Raw genomic sequence first — 21024 nt, 5'->3', positions numbered from 1 at the left:
CGTCGCGACGGATGTCGTTGACCACCCGGGGGAGCGGCCCTACCTTGAACGGGCAGATGACGGTGCGAGACGGAGGCTCCGGTGGGCGGCAAGCAGAACTCGACGACCCGGCATGACGAGGGTGTCGACGCGGCGCGTGAGGCCGCCGGTGATCAGGGCCTGCTCTTCGACGACGACGTGGCCACCGTCCCCGAGGACACCGGCTTCCGCGGGCCGACCGCGTGCAAGGCCGCCGGGATCACCTACCGACAGCTGGACTACTGGGCCCGCACGGGGCTCGTGGAGCCGTCGATCCGTGACGCGAGCGGCTCGGGCAGCCAGCGGCTCTACTCGTTCCGGGACGTTCTCCTGCTCAAGATCATCAAGCGCCTCCTCGATGCCGGGATCTCGCTCCAGCAGATCCGGACGGCGATCCAGCACCTCCGCGAGCGCGGCACCGACGACCTGACGACGGTGACCCTGATGAGCGACGGCGTGTCGGTCTACGAGTGCCGCTCCGCCGACGAGGTCATCGACCTCCTCCAGGGCGGCCAGGGCGTGTTCGGCATCGCCATCGGCGGCGTCTGGCGCGAGATCGAGGGCACGCTGTCCGACCTCCCGAGCGAGCGCGCCGAGTCGTCCGCCGAGGACCCGGCCGACGAGCTGGCTGCGCGTCGCCGCAACCGGCGCGTCGGCTGACCCGGCACCAGCTCAGCGCTCGTCCCCGTTTTGAAGGGTTGCGGTCGGTCTTTGGGTCGCCATACCCGCGCGAACCCTTCACAACGGGGAGGCGGCGAGCGGCTGGTAGCCTGACCGCGTACGGCCGAACACGTCACGCGGGAGAGCCCGCGCAGCGTCGCGGCGCCGAAGGGGCAATTCCTCCCCGGAACCTCTCAGGCACCAGGACCGCGTGACCCAGGCACTCTGAAGCGCACAGCCGCGTGACAGAGGGGGAGGGTTGACCGACCCACCCGAGCCTGCGGGAGATCGCGCATGAGCGACACGTCCACGTCACCCTCTTCGTCGTCACGGCCCACGCTGTCCGAGCTGGCGGGAGCCGCGCCGTTCGCTGCGCGCCACATCGGCCCCGACGCGGCCGAGCAGACGCAGATGCTGGAGGCGCTCGGCTACGGCAATCTGGACGACCTGATGGCGGCCGCCGTCCCGAAGGGCATCCGTCTCGGCGAGACGCTGTCGCTGCTCCCCGCGCTGTCGGAGCCGCAGGTGACCGCGGCGCTGCGCGACCTCGCCGCCCAGAACAACCCCGGCGTGGCGATGATCGGGCTCGGCTACCACCCGACCGTGACGCCCCCGGTCGTCCGGCGCAACGTGCTCGAGGACCCGCGCTGGTACACCGCCTACACGCCGTACCAGCCCGAGATCTCCCAGGGCCGGCTCGAGGCGCTGATCAACTTCCAGACGATGGTCGCCGACCTCGCCGGCCTGCCGACCGCCAACGCGTCGCTGCTCGACGAGGGGACGGCGGCGGCCGAGGCGATGACGCTGACGCGCCGGGCCGTCCGCGCCAACGCCGACAAGCCGTTCGTCGTCGACACCGGCTGCCTCCCGCAGACCCTCGCGGTCGTGCGGACCCGCGCCGAGGCCATGGGCATCCCGCTGGTCGAGGCCGACCTCGCGGAGGGGTTGCCCGACGGCGACCTCTGCGGTGCCCTGATCGCCTACCCCCGCCAGGACGGGGCGATCGCCGACCCGGCCGACGTGATCGCGGCCGTGCACGAGCGCGGCGGGCTGGCCGTCGTCACGAGCGACCCGCTCGCGCTCACGCTCCTCGCCTCTCCGGGGTCGCTCGGGGCCGACGTCGTGGTCGGTTCCAGCCAGCGCTTCGGCGTCCCGATGTTCTACGGCGGTCCGCACGCGGGCTTCATCGCCGTCAAGGACGGGCTGGAGCGTCACCTCCCCGGGCGTCTGGTCGGCGTGTCCGTCGACGCCGAGGGACGCCCGGCGTACCGGCTCGCCCTCCAGACCCGCGAGCAGCACATCCGCCGTGACCGTGCGACGTCCAACATCTGTACGGCGCAGGTGCTCCTGGCCGTGGTCGCGTCGATGTACGCCGTCTACCACGGCCCGGAGGGGCTCCGCCAGATCGCGTACCGGGTCCACCGCAGCGCGGCCGTCCTCGCCGAGGGACTGCGCCGGCACGACGTCGAGGTCGTCCACGACACCTTCTTCGACACCGTCCTCGCGCGCGTGCCCGGGCGCGCCGGCGACGTCGTCAGCGCTGCCCGCCGCCTCGGCGTCCACCTGCGCCCGGTCGACGAGGACCACGTCGGGATCAGCACCTCCGAGGTCACCACGCCGGCGCACCTGGAGGCCGTCTGGGAGGCGTTCGGCATCACCGGCGCCGATCTCCCGGCGATCGACCTCGCCGCCCCCGACGCCCTGCGCGGCGCTCCGCGGCGTGACGACGACGTCCTCACCCACGAGGTCTTCAACACGCACCACTCCGAGACCGAGATGCTGCGCTACATCGCGCGCCTCGGCGACCGCGACTACGCGCTCGACCGCGGGATGATCCCGCTCGGCTCCTGCACGATGAAGCTCAACGCGACGACCGAGATGGAGCCGGTGAGCTGGCCGGAGTTCGCCGACCTGCACCCGTTCGTGCCGGGCGAGGACGCCCAGGGAACCCTGCGGCTGGTGAAGCAGCTCGAGTCCTGGCTCGCGGAGGTCACCGGGTACGCCGCCGTGTCCGTCCAGCCCAACGCCGGGTCCCAGGGGGAGCTGGCCGGCCTGCTCGCGATCCGCGGCTACCACCGCAGCCGTGGCGACGAGGCCCGTGACATCTGCCTGATCCCGTCCTCGGCCCACGGCACGAACGCCGCCTCGGCCGTGATGGCCGGCATGCGCGTCGTGGTCGTCAAGGCCGCCGACGACGGCGAGGTGGACCTCGACGACCTGCGCGCCAAGTGCGCGGAGCACGCCGACGACCTCGCGGCGATCATGGTCACCTACCCGTCGACGCACGGCGTGTACGAGCACGGGATCACCGAGCTCTGCGACGTGGTCCACGGTGCCGGCGGGCAGGTGTACGTCGACGGGGCCAACCTGAACGCGCTTCTCGGGCACGCGAAGCCCGGCGAGTTCGGCGGGGACGTCAGCCACCTCAACCTGCACAAGACGTTCTGCATCCCGCACGGCGGCGGCGGCCCCGGCGTCGGTCCCGTGGCGGTCGCGGAGCACCTCAAGCCGTTCCTGCCGAGCCACCCGATGGCGCCGCTGGCGGAGGACCGGGAGGGCATCGGCGCGATCAGCTCCGCCCCGTACGGCTCCGCCGGCATCCTGCAGATCTCGTGGGCGTACGTCGCGCTGATGGGCGCGCAGGGCCTGACCGACGCGACCTCGGTGGCGGTGCTGAACGCGAACTACGTCGCGCACCGGCTGCGCGAGCACTTCCCGGTGCTCTACGCGGGCGACCACGGTCTGGTCGCGCACGAGTGCATCATCGACGTCCGCCCGCTGACGAAGGCGAGTGGCGTCAGCGTCGACGACGTCGCGAAGCGGCTGATCGACTACGGCTTCCACGCGCCGACGATGAGCTTCCCGGTCGCCGGGACGCTGATGGTCGAGCCGACGGAGTCGGAGTCGCTGACCGAGATCGACCGCTTCTGCGACGCGATGATCGCGATCCGTGCCGAGGCCGACGCGGTCGAGCGCGGCGACGTCGCGGTGGAGGAGAGCCCGCTGCGCCGCGCCCCGCACACGCTCAAGGCGCTGGCAGGGGAGTGGGACCGCCCGTACGACCGTGACCTCGGCGCGTTCCCCACCGGCAGCCACGTCGACAAGTACTGGCCGGCGGTGGCGCGGATCGACCAGGCGTACGGCGATCGCAACCTTGCGTGCGCCTGCCCGCCTCCGGAAGCATTCGCGGAGTGACCTCGCAGCCCGACGCGCACCCCGTCCTTCCCTCGACCGCCGTCCACCTCGAGGCCGCGGTGGCCGCGGCGCAGGCAGGGAGCCGCGTCCCGTCGCTGAGCGCCGCGGTGGTCCGTGACGGGGAGGTGGCGTGGTCCGGCGCGCGCGGCACCGCCGTCCACGCCGGCGGGACGGCACGGGCGACGGCTGACACGCAGTACCGCATCGGGTCCATCACCAAGACCCTCACGGCCGCGCTGGTGCTGCAGCTGCGGGAGGAGGGTGCGCTCGACCTCGCTGACACGGTCGGCACGTACGTCCCGGAGGGCCCGTTCGCCGACGCGACGGTCCGCGGCCTGCTCTCGCACGCGGGCGGGCTTCCGGCCGAGCCTGCGGGGCCGTGGTGGGAGCGCAGCCCCGGCGGCCCGTACGCCGACCTCGTCGCCGCCAACGCCGACGCGACGCGGGTCCTCGGGGCGGGCGAGCGGTACCACTACTCGAACCTGTCGTACGGCATCCTCGGCCGCGTCGTCGAGGTGCTCCGGGGCGCGCCCTGGCGCGAGGTCCTCACCGATCGGATCCTGAAGCCGCTCGGGATGTCGCGCACCTCGTACGCGGCGACCGCCCCGCACGCCGACGGCTTCGCGGTCGAGGCGCTGACCGGCGCCCTCGTCGCCGAGCCGCACCAGGACTCGGTCGCGATGGCCCCGGCCGGACAGCTGTGGAGCACCCCGAGCGACCTGTGCCGGTGGCTCGCGGAGCTGGCGTGTCCGACGCTCCTCAGCCCCGCGTCGCTGACCGCGATGACGACACCGCAGTCGGGCGACCCGGACGAGAAGGGCGCGGGCGCGTACGGGCTGGGGCTCCGGCTCTCCGTCGCGGGGGAGCGGGTCCTCGTCGGTCACGGCGGCTCCATGCCCGGCTTCCTCGCCGGCGCGTACGTCGACCGTGACTCCGGCGTCGGAGCGGTGGTGCTCGCGAACACCGCGTACGGGCTCGACGTCGGCGGGCTCCCGCGCACGATGATCGAGACCGTGCTGGCGCACGAGCCGGTGATCGCGCCGGAGTGGACGCCGACCCGCGAGGTGCCGGACGCGGTGCGCGAGCTCCTCGGCACCTGGCACTGGGGGCACCAGCCGGCCACGATGTCGTACGACGGCAGCGTGCTGGCGCTCGCTTCCGAGGGCGGCCGCGCGTACACCTTCGCGCCGGCCGGCCCCGACACCTGGACCGGGCTGAGCGGCTACCAGCTCGGCGAGACGCTGCGGGTCGTCCGCCGCGAGGACGGGTCGGTGAGCCACCTCGACGTCGGCACGTTCTGCTACACGCGGGTCCCGTACGACCCCACCGTCCCGATCCCGGGCGGCGCCTGACGCTCAGCGCCCGCCGAGGAGCCCCCGCTCGTACGCGGTGGCGACGGCTGCGGCACGGTCCTTCACGCCGAGCTTCTCGTAGACGTGCCCGAGGTGCGTCTTGACCGTCGCCTCGCTCACGAAGAGCAGCTTCGCGATCTCACGGTTCGAGCGGCCCCGCGCGACGAGCGCGAGCACCTCCTCCTCGCGGCCGCTCAGCTCCTGCGAGCGCGCCCGGACCCGAGACACCACGCGCGTCGCCACCGCGGGCGACAGGACCGACTCCCCGCGCCCGGCGGCGCGGATCGCGGCGAAGAGGTCGTCGCGCCGCGCGTCCTTGAGGAGGTAGCCGGTCGCCCCGGCGTCGAGCGCCGCCATGATGTCGCGGTCGGTGTCGTACGTGGTGAGGACGAGGACCCGACCCGGGAACCCGCGCTCCTGCAGTGCGGCGATCGCGTCCACGCCACCGCCGCCGGGCATCCGCAGGTCCATGAGGACGACGTCCGGCTGCAGCGAGACGGCGAGCCGCACGCCGGCCGGGCCGTCGGACGCCTCGCCGACGACCGCGAACTCCGACGAACCCTCGAGCATGCCGCGCAGGCCGTCGCGGACCACTGGGTGGTCGTCGACCAGCAGCAGGCGCAGGGCGGGCTCAGTCATGGCACCCCGACGGTACGCGGAGCGAGACCGCCGTCCCGCCCCCGGGCTCCGACTCGACCACCAGCACGCCACCGGCCCGGTCGGCGCGGCGACGCATCCCCGCGATACCGAAGCCGCCACCGTCGCTGGTCCCGTTCGGACCCGCCGGGTCGAACCCACGTCCGTCGTCGCGGACGTCGAGCACGACCTCGTCGTCGGTGTACGAGAGCGTGATGCCGACCCGCGACGCGCCCGCGTGGCGCGTCACGTTGGTGAGCGACTCCTGGACGACGCGAAGCACCACCGCCTCGACGTCGGGCGGGAGAGGCTCGGGCTCGCCGGTGACGACGACGTGGGACGCGACCCCGGCCTCGGCGGTCCACTCCTGCGCCCGGCTGCGGACGGCGTCGACCAGGTCGAGGGTGTCGAGCGCAGCCGGTCCGAGCGCCTGCACGGAACGCCGTGCCTCGTCGAGGGAGGCGCGGGCCAGCTCGGCGGCGCGCTTGCGGTGGTCGGACGCCGCCGCGTCGTCGTACGCCTCGTCGGCCGCCTGCAGCTGGGTCACGATCCCGGCGAGCCCCTGCGCGATCGTGTCGTGGATCTCGGCGGCGAGCCGCTCGCGCTCCTCGTGGATCCCGGCCTCGCGGGCCCGCCTCACCAGCGCCTCCTGGAGCGCGGCGTTCTCCTCCATCGCCTCCTCGAGCCGGGCGTTCGTGCGCTCCAGCTCGGCGATGGTGGCGACCCGCTCGTCAGCCAGGGCGGACTCCTGGCCGGCGATCGCGGTGAAGACGAGCACGAGGCCGAAGTTCAGCGCCAGGAGTCCGAGGAACACCAGCGTCTGCGTCGTCCCCGACGGCGGGAAACCTCCGGACTGGGAGCCGGCCATGGTGACCGCCGTGACGCCGAGGACGACCGGCACCCAGCGGCCCTTCGCGTAGAGAGACGCGTCGAAGTACGCGACGAACCCGAAGACCGCGCAGAACGGGTTGAGCCACGACATCACGAACGCGGCGAGCGTCCGGAGCACCACGTACGTCTGCCCCAGCTTGTCGTCGAGCCGCCCGCCGTCCCACCGCCGGTCGACACACCACCAGTGGCCGACCGCGACGAGCACCGCCAGCGCGACGACGTACGGCAGCTGGGCGACGAACCCCAGCGGCTCGGCCGTCAGCACCGCGAGGAGGGTGGCGACGGCGAGGATCCCGTACGGCCCGCGGCGCTGCAGCACCGCCCAGCGCTGCTCGATCCGTGCCGCCAGCTCGCTCATCGCCTCCGCCTCGTCCGCTCCCGCCCCCCGCGGGTCACTCCCACCGGAAGTATCGCGCAGCCAGGGCGCCGAGCCCGACGGTCCAGGCCAGCAGCACGAGGACGTGGAGCAGGTCCGGGCTGCGCCCGGCGGCGGCCTCGTCGAGGGCGAGCGCCGCGGCTCCGTTCGGGGTGAGCGCGACGATGTCGCCGAGGAGCCCGGGGAGCACCGTGACCGGGAGCCACACGCCGGCGGTGAACATCGTCGGGAAGAACACCACCGTGCCGATCGCCGCCGATGCCTTGGTCGACGGGGCGAGGCCGGCGATCAGCCCGCCGGTCGAGAGGTTCGCCAGGACCGCCAGGACGAAGATCCCCAGGTAGGTGAGCGGAGATCCCGGCAGCGACACGTCGTAGACGAGCCGCCCGACCGTGACGGCGAGGATCGACCCCGCGAGGATCCCCGCGCCGTGGATCACCCACTGCGCCATGAGGATCTGCGTCGGCCTCGCCGGCGTCGTCGCGTAGCGCCGCAGCACCTGGTTCTCGCGGTACGCCGAGATGACCGCGGGCATGGACTGCAGCGACGCCATGATCGCCGACAGCAGGACGACGATCGGGACGTAGAGGTCGATGACGCGGATGCCGCCCAGGTCGTCGCTGGCCTCACGGAAGGACGGGATGGCCCCCAGGACGCAGAGGAGGATCGTCGGGAAGGCGACGATCCAGAACATGGATCCGGGCTCACGGAGCATGAGACGGCCCTCGGTGCGCAGCATCGCGGCGGCCGGGGAGGTGGCGGTGCTCATCGGATCGACTCCTTCTCGGGCGCGTCGGTGGTGGTCTCGTCGCCGGCGACGAGGTCGAGGTAGGCCTCGTCGAGCGACGACTCGGTGACCCGCAGGTGCTCGGGCCGGACGTGCTGGTCGTGCAGCCAGTCGAGGACGCGGAGCACCGCCGCGTCGTCGCACGCGACCTGGAGGCGTCCGCTGCGCTCCATCACGTCGGACACCCCCGCGAGGGCGACGAGCCCTCCGGTGTCGAGCGCGCGGTCGGGCACGAACGACATCACCAGCGGCGCTGCCGTGCGCCCGATCAGCCCCTCGGGAGTGTCGACGACGAGGATCCGGCCCCGCTCCACCAGCGCGATCCGGTCGCACAGGTGCTGAGCCTCCTCCATGAGGTGCGTGACCAGCAGGATCGTCGTCCCGTCGGCGCGGACCTCCTCGACCAGGTCCCACACGTCCCGGCGCGAGCGCGGGTCGAGCCCGGTGCTCAGCTCGTCGAGCAGCGCGACGCGGGGTCGTCCCACGAGCGCCAGCGCGATCGCGAGCCGTTGCTGCTGCCCGCCGGACAGCTTGCGCCACGGGTGGTCCAGGCGGTCGCCGAGGCCGAGCCGCGTCGCCAGCTCGAGCGGCTCGCGCGGGTCGTCGTAGAACGACGCGAAGAGGTCGAGCGCCTCGCGGACCCGCAGCTTGGGCTGGAGGCCCGCGCTCTGGAGCTGGACGCCGACCGAGCGCTTCACCGCGTCGTGGTCGGCGACGGGGTCGAGCCCGAGGATGCGGACGGTCCCCGCGTCGGGGCGCCGCATCCCGGCGATGCACTCGACGGTGGTGCTCTTGCCCGAGCCGTTGGGGCCGAGCACGCCGAAGATCTCCCCCTCGGCAACGGCAAGGTCGACGTGGTCGACGGCCACCACCGGACCGTACGTCTTGCGCAGCCCGCGGACGTCGATCGCGGGCGCTGGTGTTGTCGTCATACGGTCCATCCCATCGCGGGGCGCGGCGCCGGCACATCCGCCGACCGGGTCGTCGTCGCTCCGCCGATCGGCTGCGGCGTGCTGCCTCGGAAGCGCTCAGACACGGTCGTAGACCAGGACGGCGTTGCCACCCGGGAACGTCTTGAGGTCCGTCAGGTCGAACGCGGTCGGGGCGAAGGGTGCACCGCCGAACGCCTGGATCCCCGCCCCGGCGACCACCGGGTAGCGCTTGACGACCATCCGGTCGATCTCGGGCAGCAGCGTCGCGGCGAGCCGCCCGCCCCCGCAGAGGTAGACGTCCAGCGGGGAGTCCTCGGACTTGAGGCGGCGGACGAGCGAGACCGGGTCGTCACGGACGATCGTCACCGCGGGGTCGAGGTCCTCCTGGGTCGTCGACACCACGTACTGGCGCAGGTGGGGGAACGGGCTGGTGAGCCCGGCGGCGAGCCCGGGCTCGTACGACCGGCGTCCCATCAGGACGGTGTCGAAGTGGCGGTTCGGGGCGTCCGACAGCCCGAGCTGGGCGCGCCCGTGGACGGGCAGGACGTCGGGATACTCCTCGAGCATCCAGGCCGTGTAGGCGTCGGACGCCGGGTAGAAGTCGACCTCGTCGTCCGGTCCGGCGATGAAGCCGTCGATCGACAGGGCGATGAAGTAGGTGAGTCGTCGCATGCCTCCAGGCTCGTGCGGGGCGGTGTCGGGACCAACGGCGAACGCTGAGACAATCCATAACCCACGGGTGATGAGAGCGGAGGATCGACGGGGTGGAGCTCAGGGACATCGAGATCTTCCTGACGTTGGCCGACGAGCTCCACTTCGGGCGTACGGCCGAGCGGCTCGGCGTCTCGCAGGCGCGGGTGAGCCAGGCGATCGGCAAGCAGGAGCGCCGGATGGGGACCGCGCTCTTCGTGCGGACCAGCCGGCAGGTCGCCCTCACGCCGGTCGGGGAGCGGCTCCGTGACGACCTGCGGCAGGGGTACGAGCTGATCCGCGCCGGGATCGCGACGGCCAGCCGGGCCGGCGCCGAGGCCTCGGGCGAGCTGCGGATCGCGACGATGGGAGCGATCGGCCACGAGATGCAGCCGGTGGTCGCGGCGTTCGAGGAGCAGCACCCGCAGTGCACGGTCGCGCACCGGGAGTTCCACTTCAGCGACCCGTTCGGAGCGCTGCGCCGCGGCGAGGCGGACCTCCAGGTGATGTGGTTGCCGCTGCGCGAGCCCGACATCCGGGTCGGGCCGCGGGTGCTCACCGAGGGTCGGGTGCTCGCGATCGCCTCGGACCACCCGCTCGCGCAGGCCACGGAGGTCTCGCTGGAGGTCCTCGGCGACCTCCGCGTGCCCGACCTCGGCCCGACGATGACGGGCTACTGGGAGCAGGCGATGCTGCCCCGCACGACGCCGTCCGGGCGACCCGTCCTGAGGGCCGCCGTCGCGGCGCGGACCTTCCACGAGATCCTGACCGTCGTCGCGGCGGGCGACGCGGTCTCGACGCTGAACGCCCACGTGCTCCGCTACTACACCCACCCCGGCGTCACGTTCGTGCCGATCGACGACGCTCCGCTGACGGAGTGGGTGCTCGCGTGGTCGACCGAACGCGAGTCGACGGAGATCAGGGCGTTCGCGGAGGTGGCTGCGGGCCTGGGCACGCGTCCGGTCTGAGCCTCAGGACGCGGTGATCGTGCTCCGGTGGCGCGACCACCAGTCCTGCAGGGCTGCGACGGCGGGAGCGGGTGCCTTGGCCCACGCGAGGTGGTCGATCCGGGCGCCGTCGGGCGCGTCGGCGCGGCGGTAGTCCCACCACGTCACGGACTCCTCGCGGACGGCACGGACCAGGGCGCGTGCGGCGCGCGGCACCGACAAGGTGTCGCCCTCGACCTGGAGGACGAAGGTCGGCAGGTCGAGCGCGTCGTGGGGGAGCCGGCCGACGGGGTAGGGGAATCGACGCCGGCGCACCAGCCGGGACCACTCGCGCATCAGGGTCTTGGGCTGGGGACCGCCAAAGCCCCACGAGGGCCAGTAGCCGTAGACCGCGGTGACCGGCGGGACGGCGGCGGCGAGGCTCCAGATTCCCCACGCGCGGCTGCCGTAGCGGCGGTAGTACGGCTCGGAGGCTCCGGCGAGCACGAGGCCGTCGGCCTCCCCGCCGCTGAGCAGGTGCCCGAGCGCCACCTGGCCGCCCAGGCTGTGCCCGAGGAGCACGACGGGGATGCCCGGGTGCTGGTCGCGGATGTGCGCGACGTGCTCGGCGAGCGCGTCCGCGAGGTCGGCGTACGCCCAGTCGTTGTCGCGCGACGGCGGCTCGGTGTCGCGGTCGATCCCGCGGGCAGCGAGGGTGCAGGAGCTCCAGCCGACGGCGGTGAGCGCGTCGGCGAGCTCACGGTAGTACCGCGAGTGGACGCCCATCGCCGGGGCGATGACCACGTGCGGCTTGGTGGGATCGGTGTGCACGAGGGGGAAGTCTAGGACGCCTGGGTCGGGTCGGCGTACACGACCACGCGTCCGTCCCGCGCGAAGCCGGCCAGCGTGACGGACGCGCGGTCGCACAGCCGGGCGGCGAGCGTCGTGGGCGCGCCGACCCCGACTACGGCGGAGACCCCGGCGACGGCTGCCTTCTGGACGATCTCGAACCCGATGCGGCCGCTGGTGCAGAGGGCCAGGCCGTCGGTACGGACGTCGTGGAGCAGGGCGTGACCGACCGCCTTGTCGACCGCGTTGTGACGGCCGACGTCCTCACGGACCACGACGACGGTGCCGTCGCGTCCGAACAGGCCGGCGGCGTGCGCGCCCCCGGTGCGGTCGAAGTGGCGCTGGTGGCGGCGCAGCAGGGTCGGGAGCGCGGCGAGCGCCGCCGGCTCCCAGGCGTCGCCGGCCGGCGCCCGCTCCGGCAGCTGCGACACCAGGTCGTCGACCTCGTCCAGCGAGTCGGTCCCGCAGACCCCGCACGCCGACGTCGCGCGGAGCGAACGCTCCTGCCAGGTCCGTGCCGGCTCCGAGGCCAGCGCGACGGTGACGACGTTGAACCGCTGCTCCTCGGTGAGGTCCGCGTCGGTGCAGTACGCGATGCCGGAGATCGCCTCGTGGCCCGCGACCACGCCCTCCGACAGCACGAGGCCCGCCGCCAGCTCGAAGTCGTGCCCCGGCGTCCGCATCGTCACCCCGAGGCGCCGGGCACTCGCCCCAGGAGCGGAGATCCTGATCTCCAGGGGCTCCTCGGCGATGAGCCGGTCCTCGTGCGCGCGAGAGACGCCATCGACCCATTCGACGACGCGACGACGCGCGGTGGGTGCGGTCATGTCTCCAGCCTATTCCGGGAGCGTGGAACGCCGGGTCTAGCATCGAGGCATGACGACCCGCCGGGCACCCGCCCTCGACCCGACCGACCCGCTCGGCATCGACGACCTGCTCGAGCCCGAGGAGATCGCGATCCGCGACAGCGTCAGGGCGATGCTCGACGCCGAGGTCGAGCCGCACGTCGCGGAGTGGTTCGAGACCGGCGAGGTCCCGGCGCGCGACCTGATGCGGTCCTTCGGCAAGCTCGGGCTGCTCGGCATGCACCTCGAGGGCTACGGGTGCGCCGGCACCAGCGCGACCGCGTACGGGGTGGCCTGCCTCGAGCTGGAGGCGTCCGACTCCGGGATCCGGTCGATGGTGTCCGTGCAGGGCTCGCTGGCGATGTTCGCGATCTGGGCGTTCGGCAGCGAGGCGCAGAAGCAGGAGTGGCTGCCGCGGATGGCCTCCGGCGAGGCGATCGGCTGCTTCGGGCTGACCGAGCCCGACGCCGGGTCGGACCCGGCGGGCATGCGGACGCAGGCACGTCAGGAGCCCGGCGGCGACTGGGTCCTCGACGGCACCAAGATGTGGATCACCAACGGCTCGATCGCCGACGTCGCGGTGGTCTGGGCCCAGACCACCGACGGGGTCCGGGGGTTCGTGGTCCCGACCGACACGGCCGGATTCACCGGCACCGCCATCAAGCACAAGATGTCGCTGCGGGCGTCGGTCACGGCCGAGCTGGTCCTCGACGGCGTACGCCTGCCGGCCGACGCCGTCCTGCCCGAGGTCACCGGTCTCAAGGGGCCGCTGTCGTGCCTGAGCGAGGCCCGCTACGGCATCGTCTGGGGCGCGATGGGTGCCGCGCGCTCGTCGTACGAGGCCGCCCGCGCCTACGCGGGGACCCGGACACAGTTCGGCGCGCCGATCGCGGCCTTCCAGCTGACCCAGGCGAAGCTCGCCGACATGGCGCTCGAGCTCAACAAGGGCATCCTGCTGGCGCTGCACCTCGGCCGTCGCAAGGACCGGGTGGGACTGCGCCCGGAGCAGGTGAGCTTCGGCAAGCTCAACAACGTGCGCGAGGCGCTGGAGATCTGCCGGACGGCCCGCACGGTGCTGGGCGCCAACGGCATCTCGCTGGAGTACCCCGTGATCCGCCACATGAACAACCTCGAGTCGGTGCTCACCTACGAGGGCACCTCCGAGATGCACACGCTGATCATCGGCCAGGCGCTGACCGGCCTCCCGGCCTTCCGGCCGTCGCAGGGCTGAGCGCGCGCCGTGTCCACCTGGTTCGCGTGGTTCGTCGCGCTCGCAGCGGTCGGTGTCGCCGCCTACGCCGCGTACCTCCTGGTGCGCAACCGGCCGGTCGACAACCCGCTGTTCTACCTCGCCGCTGCGCTCGAGGTCGTCCTCGTGGTCCAGCTCGTGGCGGGCTGCGTCGCGCTGGCCGCCACCACGCGTGACATCGAGGGCGTCACGTTCGTCGGCTACCTGGTCACCTGCGTGCTCGTCCCGCCCGCGGCCATCATCTGGGGCGTCGCGGAGAAGAGCCGGTGGGGGACCGGCGTCGTGGTCGTGGGGATGCTCACGGTGGCCGTCCTCGTCGCCCGTCTCGTCCAGCTCTGGAGCGGCCATGCCTGATCGACCCGACTCCGCGTCCTCGCAGGAGGAGCCTCGCGCCGCCACCGGCTCGGGGTTCGGACGCGTCCTCGTGGCCGTCTACGCCGTCTTCGCGCTCTCCGCGACGGCGCGCTCGGTCGTGCAGCTCGCCCTCCACTTCGACGAGGCGCCGCTGGCGTACCTTCTCTCGGCCTTCGCCGCCGTCGTCTACATCGTCGCGACCGTCGCTCTGGCCCGGAAGGGCGAGACGTCGTCCAAGGTGGCGACGGCGGCGATCGCGGTCGAGCTCGTGGGCGTGCTGGTGGTCGGCACGCTGACGGTGCTCGACCCGGAGCTGTTCCCGGACGCGACCGTGTGGTCGGACTTCGGCGCGGGCTACGGCTACGTCCCCCTCGTGCTCCCGATCGTGGGCTTGTGGTGGGTCCTGCGTACCCGTTCACGGAACCGTGTGACCGGACGGTAACCTCGTCGCGTGAGTGAACGCACCGTGATCACCTTCGGAACGTTCGACGTGTTCCACGTCGGGCACGTCCGCATCCTCGAGCGCGCCGCGGCCCTCGGGGACCGCCTGGTGGTGGGGGTCTCCGCGGACGCGCTCAACATCCGCAAGAAGGGCAGGGCACCCGTCTTCTCGCAGGACGAGCGCATCGAGATCGTGTCCGCCCTCCGGGTCGTCGACGAGGTGTTCGTCGAGGAGAGCCTCGAGCTCAAGGGCGACTACATCCGCAAGTTCGAGGCTGACGTCCTCGCGATGGGCGACGACTGGAAGGGACGCTTCGACGAGTTCTCGTCGCTGTGCGAGGTCGTCTACTTCCCGCGGACGCCGTCGGTCTCGACGACCGCGCTCATCGAGCACATCGCGTCGACGAGCTGACCCCGGGGGACCGGGGGCCGGTCACGGCTCCTCGGGCAGTCCCGCCTGGCGACGGCGCCGCACCTGGGCGATGCGGACGACCACGAAGACCACGGCCGCGAGCAGGACCAGCACGAGCACGACCTTGGAGTAGGTCCCGACCACGTCGCTGACTGTCTCCCACCGGGACCCGAGCCCGTAGCCGAGCATGATGAACAGCGTGTTCCAGATCGCGCTGCCGAGCGCGGTGAGGGTCAGGAAGAGCCGCAGCGGCATCCGCTCCAGCCCCGCCGGGATCGAGATCAGGCTGCGGAAGATCGGCACGAAGCGCCCGAAGAACACCGCCTTCGTGCCGTGCTTGGCGAACCACGCCTCCGTCTTCTCGACGTCGGTGACCTTCACGAGGGGCATGCGGGCGACCACCGCGTACAGGCGGTCGCGACCGAACCACTGCCCGATCCAGTAGAGCGCGAGCGCCCCGACGATCGAGCCCAGCGTCGTGCACACGAGGGCCGCCGCGAGGTTCATGTCGCCGACGCTGGCGGTGAAGCCGGCGAGCGGGAGGATCACCTCGCTCGGGATCGGCGGGAAGATGTTCTCGAGCGCCACGGCAAGGCCGGCGCCGGGGGCTCCGAGCCAGTCCATCAGGTCGGCTGCGAAGCCCGCGATCCCTCCGATGTCACTCACGCGTAGAGCCTAGCGAGACCCCCTGAGCGTCCTCTCAGGCACTCCTGCGTGCGCGTCGGCGCTCGGACCAGCGCCGGACCTCGGCGTCCACGTCCCGGGGCGGCGTGATGACCGGCGGCCCGCCGCGGAGCTGGCGTCTCGCCTCGACGACGCGCCTGTTGAAGGCCTCGACCGCCTCCCGCACCGCCGTCTCGGCGCCGAGACGGTCCAGCGTCGCGTCGAGCGCGGCGTCGTCCTTGCGCAGCTGCAGCGCCTCCGGCAGCACCCCGGTGATGTGCTCCCGGTCGATCAGCCGCTTGACCCACCAGTCGGGGTCGTGCGCGTCGCCGAGCCCCGGGATCGGCTTGCCGTGCAGCGGCAGGTCGTCGAACTCGCCCCGGGCCATCGCGGCGCGGATCTGCTGGTCGACGTACGACGCCTGCTGCACAGCGACCGTCTCCGGGTCGACCCTGCCGTCCCCAGGGCGGCGGGCACGGTCACGAGCACCGTCACGGGTGCGGTCACGGTCGGTCACGGAACCACCTCCGCCTCCAGGCTAGCCCGCACCTCATCCCGCCGGGGTGATGCCGCGTGCCGCCTGGCAACGGAAGATGTAAGGGCTGCGAGGAAGGGGGATCCCGCGTGAACGTGGTCATCGGCGTGGTCGTCGTGGTGGTGGTGACGGCGCTGACGGTCACCGCGATGCTCGTGGTCCGCAAGCATGCTCCCGAGGGCAGCTACTTCTCCGACGGCGACCGCGCGTCAGGCGTCTTCGGCGTCCTCGCGACCGGGTTCGCGGTGATCCTGGGCTTCATCATCTTCCTCGCCTTCGAGTCGTACGACGGTGCGCGCTCCGGTGCGGAGACCGAGGCGCTGCTGGTCGTGAGGCAGGTGGAGACCGCCCAGTTCTTCGAGCCGGACACGGCGGGGGAGCTGACGGGGATGCTGGTCTGCTACGCACGCTCGGTCGTCGGGACGGAGTGGCCGGCGATGGACGAGGGGACCCTCGGTGACGCGTTGAACCCCTGGGGTGCTGAGATGTTCCGCACGATGCGCACGGTCCAGCCGACGACCGACGCGCAGGACTCCGCGTACGACCGGTGGATGGACCAGACGGCGGACCGGGAGCAGGCGCGGATCGACCGGGTGCACGGCGTCGAGGGGGTCGTGCCGCTCCCGATCTGGCTCGCGCTGTTCGTCGTCGCCGCGGTCATCTTCGGCTACATGCTGTTCTTCGCCGACCGGGCCGAGCGTGCCCGGACGCAGGCGATGCTCATGGGCAGCGTGACGGTGGTCGTCACGCTGCTCCTGCTCCTGCTCGTCTTCTTCGACAACCCGCACGGCGACGGCGTCGGCCGCCTCGAGCCGGTGGCGATGGAACGGTCGCTGCGGCTGATCGACGCCGCCCTCGAGGCTGTCGACGTCGAGCCGAGCATCCCGTGCGACAGCGATGGCCGAGCGCTCTGAGCCGGCCGAGCGCCGGGAGGGCGTGGTCCGGGACCTCGCGGTCACCGTCCTCCTGGTCGTCGCCGCGGTCGCGACGTCGTGGAGCAGCTACCAGGCGGCCCGGTGGCACGGTGAGCAGGCGGAGGCCGCGAGCCGGACGAGCGCGATCCGCTTCGAGGCCGCCCGTGAGCAGGGGCTGGCCGAGGCCCAGAACGAGATCGACGTCGCGACGTTCATCGCCTGGGTCGACGCGGACCGCGGCGGGGAGCGCGACCTCGCGGCGTTCTACGAGGCCCGCTTCCGGCCGGAGTTCCGGCCTGCGTTCGAGGCGTGGAAGGCGACCGACCCGTTCACCGACCGGACGGCGCCGCCGACGCCGTTCGCGATGCCCGAGTACGCCGTGGCGGCGAGCACGAAGGCCGACCAGCTCGACCGCGAGGCCGAGGCCTCGGCTGCGGAGGTCCGCGAGGACATCCAGCGGGCGAGCAACTACGTGCTGACGGTCGTCCTCTACGCGGTGGCGCTGTTCTTCGCTGGGATGAGCACGAAGATCGGCAGCCGTCGTCTGCAGACGGTCATGATCGCCGCCGGCTACGTCGTGCTCGTCGGCGCGATCGCCTGGATCGCGACGTTCCCGGTGAGCATCTCGATCTGAGCGGTCGGCGTCAGTCCAGGACCGGCGCGTAGGTGAGGAGCACGTTGCCGCCGTCGAACTCCCGCAGCCCCGTGCGCTCCAGCCGGACCGGGCCCGCCACGCCGGCGAGCACGCTCTGCCCGTGGCCCAGCACGACCGGGTTCACGATGATCCGCACCTCGTCCACGACTCCCGTCGGCAGCAGCTCGGCGACGAGCGTGGAGCTGCCGAAGATCGCGATGTCCTTGCCCGGCTTCTCCTTGAGCGCGCGGACGTGCTCGGCGATGTCGTCCGCGACGAAGGTGGTCGGGCCCCACGGGTGCTCGCTCATCGTGCGCGACGCCACGACCTTGGGGAGGTCGTTCATGAATCCGGCGACCACCGGGTCCTCCGCGTACGCCTCCGGGGTGGGCCAGTAGGCCGCCATCAGCTCGAACGTCCGCCGCCCCATCACGATCGTGTCGATGTGGTCGCCCTGGGCGCGCGAGTACTCCTCGAACTCCTCGTCCAGGGCGAACCACTCGATGTCGCCGTCGCTCTCGGCGTGGTATCCGTCGGCAGTGGTGAGCAGGAACGCGTACACCGATCTCATCGCGGCGTCTCCTCAGGTCGTGGGCGGGGTACGCGGTGATGACCGTGCAGGACGGGCGAACTCATCGGCGGGCGGTGGCAGACTCGGGGGATGACCGCGACCGAGCTCGTGCCGACCGCCGAGGGACTGCCCGACCACGCCGACCTGCTCGACGCCACGCGCGCTGTCCGCGAGGTGTTCGCCCCGACCCCGCAGCAGGTCTGGCCCCTGCTGTCGGACGCGCTGGGGACGACCGTGTGGGCCAAGCACGAGAACCACACGCCCCTCGGCGCGTTCAAGGCACGCAGCGCGCTGGTCTTCTTCGACCGTCTGGCACGCAGCGGAGCGTTGCCGTCCGGAGTCGTCTCCGCGACCCGCGGCAACCACGGGCAGGCGCTCGCGTACGCCGCCGGGCGGCACGGCATCCCGGCGACCGTGGTCGTGCCGCGGGGCAACAGCCGCGAGAAGAACGCCGCCATGCAGGCCCTCGGGGCCGACCTGATCGAGCACGGCGACGACTTCCAGGAGTCGCTGGAGCACGCCGTCCGGCTCGCCGACGAGCGCAGCGTCACGCTCGCCCCCAACTTCCACCCGTGGCTGGTCGCCGGGGCAGGCACGTACGCGATGGAGCTGCTGACGGCGGTGCCGGACCTCGACGTGGTCTACGTGCCGATCGGCCTCGGCTCCGGCGTGTGCGGCATGCTTGCGGCCAAGGCGGCGCTCCAGCACCCCGTCGAGGTCGTCGGCGTCGTCTCCGCCGGCGCGACGGCGTACGCGGACTCCGTGGCCGCCGGGAGGCTGGTCTCCTCGCCCGTGACCACGCAGATCGCCGACGGGATGGCCTGCCGCACCCCAGTCCCGGAGGCGCTCGCGCTGATCCGCGACGGGGTCTCGCGGCTGGTCGTGGTGAGCGACGACGAGGTCGCGGACGCGATGCGGCTGCTGTTCCGGACGACGCACAACGTCGCGGAGGGCGCGGGGGCGGCTGCCACTGCGGCCGCGGCGCAGGAGCGCGCCCGCAACAAGGGCCGGACGGTCGGGGTCGTGGTCACCGGCGGCAACGTCGACACCGACGTCTACGCCACCGCGCTCGGCCGGCCGTCGTGAGCGAGAGGTCGGTCGCGGAGCACCTGGCCGCCGTGACCCCCGCCAAGCGGCGTCGTGACGCGGAGACGCTGCTGGCGATGATGTCCCGGATCACCGGGGAGGAGCCGGTGATGTGGGCGACGATCGTCGCGTTCGGCAGCTACCACTACCGGTATGCCAGCGGCCGCGAGGGAGACGCGCCGGCCGCCGGGTTCGCGCCGCGCAAGGCGGCGACGACGATCTACCTGCCTGACGGCGTCGGCACGTACGAGGCGGAGCTGGCGCGACTCGGCCCGCACACCACGGGCGTCGGGTGCCTGTACGTGAAGGACCTCGAGGCGGTCGACCTCGAGGTCCTCGAGCGGATCGTCACGGCCTCGTACGCGCGGGTGAGCGCGGGCACCTTCGGCGAGCGCGCCCGTGACGGCGGAGGCGAAGGCTGACCGGCCGCCTCAGAGCATCCGTCGGACGAAGCGGTCACGGTCGACGAGCTGGTGCTTGAGCACGAACCCGACATGGAGGGCGACTGCCGCGTAGAGGACGAGGTGGCTCGTCACGTGCAGCGCGACCAGCGTGTCGTCGTCGGCGAACGACCAGGGTGCCTGCCACTCGCCCTCGTCACTGGTCTCGAAGTCCTCGCCGGAGCCGAGCACCAGGGCGAGACCGGACAGCGGCACGAGGAACAGGAGCGCGTACAGGGTCCGCTCGACCAGCTGGGCGACCCGCTGCTCGCCGGGCGTGACGGTGGAAGGCCACGGTGGCAGGGTGCTGGCGAGGCGCCACGTGAGGCGGACGATCGCGAGCGCAAGGATGCCGACGCCCAGAGCGACGTGCACCGGCAGCAGCAGGTCCTCGTCCCCGTCGTACGCGCTGTCGACCCACCCGTCCAGCGGACCTCCGCCACCGGTCATCGTGTAGCCGACGAGGAGCTGGGCCAGGAGGGCGAGCACGGTCGCCCAGTGCAGCAGGCGCGCGACGACGCCGTAGCGGGCGTCTGTGCGAGGTGCCGTGCTGACGACCACCAGGGCCTCCGATCGCGGCGAGGGGACTGCCGCTCAGGATCGCTGCCCGGCAGCGGGTCCGCAAGGCGTCGATGAGTCCCGGCCGCCGGCGGGGTCGTACGAAGGAGTCCCGATCCCTCGGAGGTGCACCATGACGACCGGCGCCGATCCGGCACTGACGGCCCGGCAGATGTTCGACGCGTACCGTGCTCAGGACCGCGAGACGGCCGAGGAGCTGCTCGCGCCGGACTTCGTGTTCACGAGCCCGCAGGACGACCACATCGACCGTGCGGCTTACTTCGCGCGGTGCTTCCCGACCGCCGACCGTTTCACCCGCCAGGAGCTGCTGCACGTCGTGGAGGTCGGTGGGGGCGACGTGCTGATGGTCTACGAGTACGACGTGCGTGACGGCGGCACGTTCCGCAACGCGGAGCTCGTCACGATCGACGACGGTCGGCTCACGGAGGTCCAGGTGTTCTTCGGCGGTGCCGTGCGCTGAGCGTGGCGGCTCACCGTGGCGCCCATCCGAACATCTCCGCCGCGGGGAGGGTCGCACCGTCGAGCCGGCCGAGCGCCTCCACGATCCGGCGCTCCTCCCACCGCAGGTGCGACTCGAGCACGGACGCGAGCCCCTCGACCTCGCCGCGCAGCGCCTCTCGCGCGGCGGTGTCGGCCCCGTGCGCCGCGGTCGCGAGGCGCTCGATCCGTCCGAGCAGGTCGGCGACGAGCGTGTGGTCGTGCGCGAGCTCGGCGAGGACGGGCGCCAGCTCGGGCACCGCCGTCGCCAGCGCCGGGAACGCGGTGTTGTCCTCGCTCGTGTGGTGGCGGGTGACGACGGCGCAGAAGGCGAGGCAGTGCTGGCGCAGCGAGCGGGGGAGCGGCCGGCCGGTCCCCTCGATGGCCGGGTCGTCGAAGGCGTCGAGCAGGAGGTCGAGGTGGGTGCGGAGCTCGTCGTGGACGGCGACGAGGGCTGCTCCGAGGGCTTGGGAGCGGTCGGAATCGTGAAGACTCATACGGGGGAAGCGTGC

The 21024-nt window shown here is 72.6% G+C and carries 25 protein-coding genes and 1 riboswitch; of the genes, 13 read left to right on the top strand and 12 right to left on the bottom strand.

Features of this window, described 5'->3' with window-relative positions:
- Positions 1 to 81: 81 nt before the first annotated feature.
- The 3 genes from ACQSSQ_RS10740 (at position 82) to ACQSSQ_RS10730 (ending at position 5225) form a co-directional block, all read left to right on the top strand.
- A complete protein-coding gene (locus tag ACQSSQ_RS10740) occupies positions 82 to 678 on the top strand; it encodes a MerR family transcriptional regulator (protein WP_431327073.1) in 597 nt (198 codons plus the stop codon).
- A gap of 128 nt (positions 679 to 806) precedes the next feature.
- Positions 807 to 898: riboswitch (glycine riboswitch) on the top strand.
- Between the two features lie 74 nt (positions 899 to 972).
- The gene (gene gcvP, locus ACQSSQ_RS10735; protein ID WP_431327072.1) at positions 973 to 3873 is read left to right on the top strand and encodes an aminomethyl-transferring glycine dehydrogenase; all 2901 of its coding nucleotides are present in this window, start codon (positions 973 to 975) and stop codon (positions 3871 to 3873) included.
- Positions 3870 to 5225: a serine hydrolase domain-containing protein gene (locus tag ACQSSQ_RS10730; protein ID WP_431327071.1), complete on the top strand. Its 1356-nt coding sequence runs from the start codon at positions 3870 to 3872 to the stop codon at positions 5223 to 5225. The genes gcvP and ACQSSQ_RS10730 overlap by 4 nt, the downstream gene beginning before the upstream one ends.
- A gap of 3 nt (positions 5226 to 5228) precedes the next feature.
- Here the strand turns inward: ACQSSQ_RS10730 and ACQSSQ_RS10725 are convergent, their stop codons facing one another.
- The 5 genes from ACQSSQ_RS10725 to ACQSSQ_RS10705 form a co-directional block, all read right to left on the bottom strand.
- On the bottom strand, positions 5229 to 5864 hold the full coding sequence (locus ACQSSQ_RS10725) for a response regulator (RefSeq protein ID WP_431327070.1): 636 nt from the start codon (positions 5862 to 5864) through the stop codon (positions 5229 to 5231).
- Positions 5857 to 7110, bottom strand: coding sequence for a sensor histidine kinase (locus ACQSSQ_RS10720; protein ID WP_431327069.1), 1254 nt, complete (start codon positions 7108 to 7110; stop codon positions 5857 to 5859). Before ACQSSQ_RS10720 ends, ACQSSQ_RS10725 begins: the two co-directional genes overlap by 8 nt.
- A 34-nt stretch (positions 7111 to 7144) precedes the next feature.
- Complete coding sequence (locus tag ACQSSQ_RS10715) at positions 7145 to 7897, bottom strand: ABC transporter permease (RefSeq protein WP_431327068.1); 753 nt, start codon at positions 7895 to 7897, stop codon at positions 7145 to 7147.
- On the bottom strand, positions 7894 to 8847 hold the full coding sequence (locus ACQSSQ_RS10710; protein WP_431327067.1) for an ABC transporter ATP-binding protein: 954 nt from the start codon (positions 8845 to 8847) through the stop codon (positions 7894 to 7896). Before ACQSSQ_RS10710 ends, ACQSSQ_RS10715 begins: the two co-directional genes overlap by 4 nt.
- Before the next feature lie 96 nt (positions 8848 to 8943).
- Entirely contained in the window at positions 8944 to 9519 is a 576-nt protein-coding gene (locus tag ACQSSQ_RS10705) for a dihydrofolate reductase family protein (protein WP_431327066.1), read from the bottom strand.
- A gap of 92 nt (positions 9520 to 9611) precedes the next feature.
- Between ACQSSQ_RS10705 and ACQSSQ_RS10700 the strand changes: the two genes are divergently transcribed.
- Positions 9612 to 10505 carry a LysR family transcriptional regulator gene (locus ACQSSQ_RS10700; RefSeq protein WP_431327065.1) on the top strand — a complete coding sequence of 298 codons (894 nt, stop codon included), beginning with the start codon at positions 9612 to 9614 and terminating at the stop codon, positions 10503 to 10505.
- Between the two features lie 3 nt (positions 10506 to 10508).
- Here the strand turns inward: ACQSSQ_RS10700 and ACQSSQ_RS10695 are convergent, their stop codons facing one another.
- Complete coding sequence (locus ACQSSQ_RS10695; RefSeq protein ID WP_431327064.1) at positions 10509 to 11294, bottom strand: alpha/beta fold hydrolase; 786 nt, start codon at positions 11292 to 11294, stop codon at positions 10509 to 10511.
- An 11-nt stretch (positions 11295 to 11305) separates the two neighbouring features.
- Positions 11306 to 12139 (bottom strand): formate dehydrogenase accessory sulfurtransferase FdhD, encoded by an 834-nt coding sequence (locus tag ACQSSQ_RS10690; protein ID WP_431327063.1) that lies wholly within the window; start codon positions 12137 to 12139, stop codon positions 11306 to 11308.
- Positions 12140 to 12188: 49 nt separating this feature from the next.
- On the opposite strand from ACQSSQ_RS10690, the gene ACQSSQ_RS10685 reads away from it, so the two are divergent.
- From ACQSSQ_RS10685 to ACQSSQ_RS10670, 4 genes are read left to right on the top strand one after another with little or no spacing between them, the layout of a single operon-like run.
- Entirely contained in the window at positions 12189 to 13388 is a 1200-nt protein-coding gene (locus ACQSSQ_RS10685) for an acyl-CoA dehydrogenase family protein (protein ID WP_431327062.1), read from the top strand.
- 9 nt (positions 13389 to 13397) lie between these two features.
- A complete protein-coding gene (locus tag ACQSSQ_RS10680) occupies positions 13398 to 13760 on the top strand; it encodes a hypothetical protein (RefSeq protein ID WP_431327061.1) in 363 nt (120 codons plus the stop codon).
- Positions 13753 to 14202, top strand: a complete 450-nt coding sequence (locus ACQSSQ_RS10675) for a hypothetical protein (RefSeq protein WP_431327060.1) — start codon at positions 13753 to 13755, stop codon at positions 14200 to 14202. Before ACQSSQ_RS10680 ends, ACQSSQ_RS10675 begins: the two co-directional genes overlap by 8 nt.
- 9 nt (positions 14203 to 14211) lie before the next feature.
- The gene (locus ACQSSQ_RS10670) at positions 14212 to 14613 is read left to right on the top strand and encodes an FAD synthase family protein (protein ID WP_431327059.1); all 402 of its coding nucleotides are present in this window, start codon (positions 14212 to 14214) and stop codon (positions 14611 to 14613) included.
- A 21-nt stretch (positions 14614 to 14634) separates the two neighbouring features.
- On the opposite strand, the gene ACQSSQ_RS10665 is transcribed toward ACQSSQ_RS10670, so the two are convergent.
- Both ACQSSQ_RS10665 and ACQSSQ_RS10660 read right to left on the bottom strand, forming a co-directional pair.
- Positions 14635 to 15279 carry a DedA family protein gene (locus ACQSSQ_RS10665; protein ID WP_431327058.1) on the bottom strand — a complete coding sequence of 215 codons (645 nt, stop codon included), beginning with the start codon at positions 15277 to 15279 and terminating at the stop codon, positions 14635 to 14637.
- A gap of 34 nt (positions 15280 to 15313) precedes the next feature.
- Entirely contained in the window at positions 15314 to 15793 is a 480-nt protein-coding gene (locus tag ACQSSQ_RS10660) for a DnaJ family domain-containing protein (RefSeq protein WP_431327057.1), read from the bottom strand.
- 107 nt (positions 15794 to 15900) lie between these two features.
- On the opposite strand from ACQSSQ_RS10660, the gene ACQSSQ_RS10655 reads away from it, so the two are divergent.
- Entirely contained in the window at positions 15901 to 16725 is an 825-nt protein-coding gene (locus ACQSSQ_RS10655; RefSeq protein ID WP_431327056.1) for a bestrophin-like domain, read from the top strand.
- Positions 16709 to 17359: a hypothetical protein gene (locus ACQSSQ_RS10650; protein WP_431327055.1), complete on the top strand. Its 651-nt coding sequence runs from the start codon at positions 16709 to 16711 to the stop codon at positions 17357 to 17359. Before ACQSSQ_RS10655 ends, ACQSSQ_RS10650 begins: the two co-directional genes overlap by 17 nt.
- Positions 17360 to 17369: 10 nt before the next feature.
- Here ACQSSQ_RS10650 and ACQSSQ_RS10645 read toward each other — a convergent pair whose 3' ends face one another.
- The gene (locus tag ACQSSQ_RS10645) at positions 17370 to 17930 is read right to left on the bottom strand and encodes a dihydrofolate reductase family protein (protein ID WP_431327054.1); all 561 of its coding nucleotides are present in this window, start codon (positions 17928 to 17930) and stop codon (positions 17370 to 17372) included.
- 90 nt (positions 17931 to 18020) lie between these two features.
- Here ACQSSQ_RS10645 and ACQSSQ_RS10640 point away from each other — a divergent pair, with 90 nt between their 5' ends.
- Together ACQSSQ_RS10640 and ACQSSQ_RS10635 are read left to right on the top strand one after the other, a co-directional pair.
- On the top strand, positions 18021 to 19016 hold the full coding sequence (locus ACQSSQ_RS10640) for a threonine dehydratase (protein ID WP_431327053.1): 996 nt from the start codon (positions 18021 to 18023) through the stop codon (positions 19014 to 19016).
- Positions 19013 to 19438: a DUF1801 domain-containing protein gene (locus ACQSSQ_RS10635; RefSeq protein WP_431327052.1), complete on the top strand. Its 426-nt coding sequence runs from the start codon at positions 19013 to 19015 to the stop codon at positions 19436 to 19438. The genes ACQSSQ_RS10640 and ACQSSQ_RS10635 overlap by 4 nt, the downstream gene beginning before the upstream one ends.
- Before the next feature lie 9 nt (positions 19439 to 19447).
- Here the strand turns inward: ACQSSQ_RS10635 and ACQSSQ_RS10630 are convergent, their stop codons facing one another.
- A complete protein-coding gene (locus tag ACQSSQ_RS10630) occupies positions 19448 to 20017 on the bottom strand; it encodes a cytochrome b (protein ID WP_431327051.1) in 570 nt (189 codons plus the stop codon).
- Positions 20018 to 20147: 130 nt separating this feature from the next.
- On the opposite strand from ACQSSQ_RS10630, the gene ACQSSQ_RS10625 reads away from it, so the two are divergent.
- Positions 20148 to 20495: a nuclear transport factor 2 family protein gene (locus ACQSSQ_RS10625; RefSeq protein WP_431327050.1), complete on the top strand. Its 348-nt coding sequence runs from the start codon at positions 20148 to 20150 to the stop codon at positions 20493 to 20495.
- Positions 20496 to 20505: 10 nt separating this feature from the next.
- On the opposite strand, the gene ACQSSQ_RS10620 is transcribed toward ACQSSQ_RS10625, so the two are convergent.
- A complete protein-coding gene (locus ACQSSQ_RS10620; RefSeq protein ID WP_431327049.1) occupies positions 20506 to 21009 on the bottom strand; it encodes a hemerythrin domain-containing protein in 504 nt (167 codons plus the stop codon).
- Positions 21010 to 21024: the final 15 nt, after the last annotated feature.

The organism is Mumia spirodelae (assembly GCF_050632745.1).
In the GTDB taxonomy this organism is placed as follows: domain Bacteria; phylum Actinomycetota; class Actinomycetes; order Propionibacteriales; family Nocardioidaceae; genus Mumia.
This window is presented reverse-complemented; position numbering and strand designations above follow the sequence as displayed.

Excerpts from the sequence above, each read along its gene's own strand:
- ACQSSQ_RS10640 (WP_431327053.1), top strand. The coding sequence starts at position 18,021 with ATGACCGCGACCGAGCTCGTGCCGACCGCCGAGGGACTGCCCGACCAC.
- ACQSSQ_RS10705 (WP_431327066.1), bottom strand. The coding sequence starts at position 9,519 with ATGCGACGACTCACCTACTTCATCGCCCTGTCGATCGACGGCTTCATC.
- ACQSSQ_RS10685 (WP_431327062.1), top strand. The coding sequence starts at position 12,189 with ATGACGACCCGCCGGGCACCCGCCCTCGACCCGACCGACCCGCTCGGC.
- ACQSSQ_RS10650 (WP_431327055.1), top strand. The coding sequence starts at position 16,709 with ATGGCCGAGCGCTCTGAGCCGGCCGAGCGCCGGGAGGGCGTGGTCCGG.
- ACQSSQ_RS10645 (WP_431327054.1), bottom strand. The coding sequence starts at position 17,930 with ATGAGATCGGTGTACGCGTTCCTGCTCACCACTGCCGACGGATACCAC.
- ACQSSQ_RS10690 (WP_431327063.1), bottom strand. The coding sequence starts at position 12,139 with ATGACCGCACCCACCGCGCGTCGTCGCGTCGTCGAATGGGTCGATGGC.
- ACQSSQ_RS10715 (WP_431327068.1), bottom strand. The coding sequence starts at position 7,897 with ATGAGCACCGCCACCTCCCCGGCCGCCGCGATGCTGCGCACCGAGGGC.
- ACQSSQ_RS10675 (WP_431327060.1), top strand. The coding sequence starts at position 13,753 with ATGCCTGATCGACCCGACTCCGCGTCCTCGCAGGAGGAGCCTCGCGCC.
- ACQSSQ_RS10625 (WP_431327050.1), top strand. The coding sequence starts at position 20,148 with ATGACGACCGGCGCCGATCCGGCACTGACGGCCCGGCAGATGTTCGAC.
- ACQSSQ_RS10725 (WP_431327070.1), bottom strand. The coding sequence starts at position 5,864 with ATGACTGAGCCCGCCCTGCGCCTGCTGCTGGTCGACGACCACCCAGTG.
- ACQSSQ_RS10710 (WP_431327067.1), bottom strand. The coding sequence starts at position 8,847 with ATGACGACAACACCAGCGCCCGCGATCGACGTCCGCGGGCTGCGCAAG.
- gcvP (WP_431327072.1), top strand. The coding sequence starts at position 973 with ATGAGCGACACGTCCACGTCACCCTCTTCGTCGTCACGGCCCACGCTG.
- ACQSSQ_RS10720 (WP_431327069.1), bottom strand. The coding sequence starts at position 7,110 with ATGAGCGAGCTGGCGGCACGGATCGAGCAGCGCTGGGCGGTGCTGCAG.
- ACQSSQ_RS10620 (WP_431327049.1), bottom strand. The coding sequence starts at position 21,009 with ATGAGTCTTCACGATTCCGACCGCTCCCAAGCCCTCGGAGCAGCCCTC.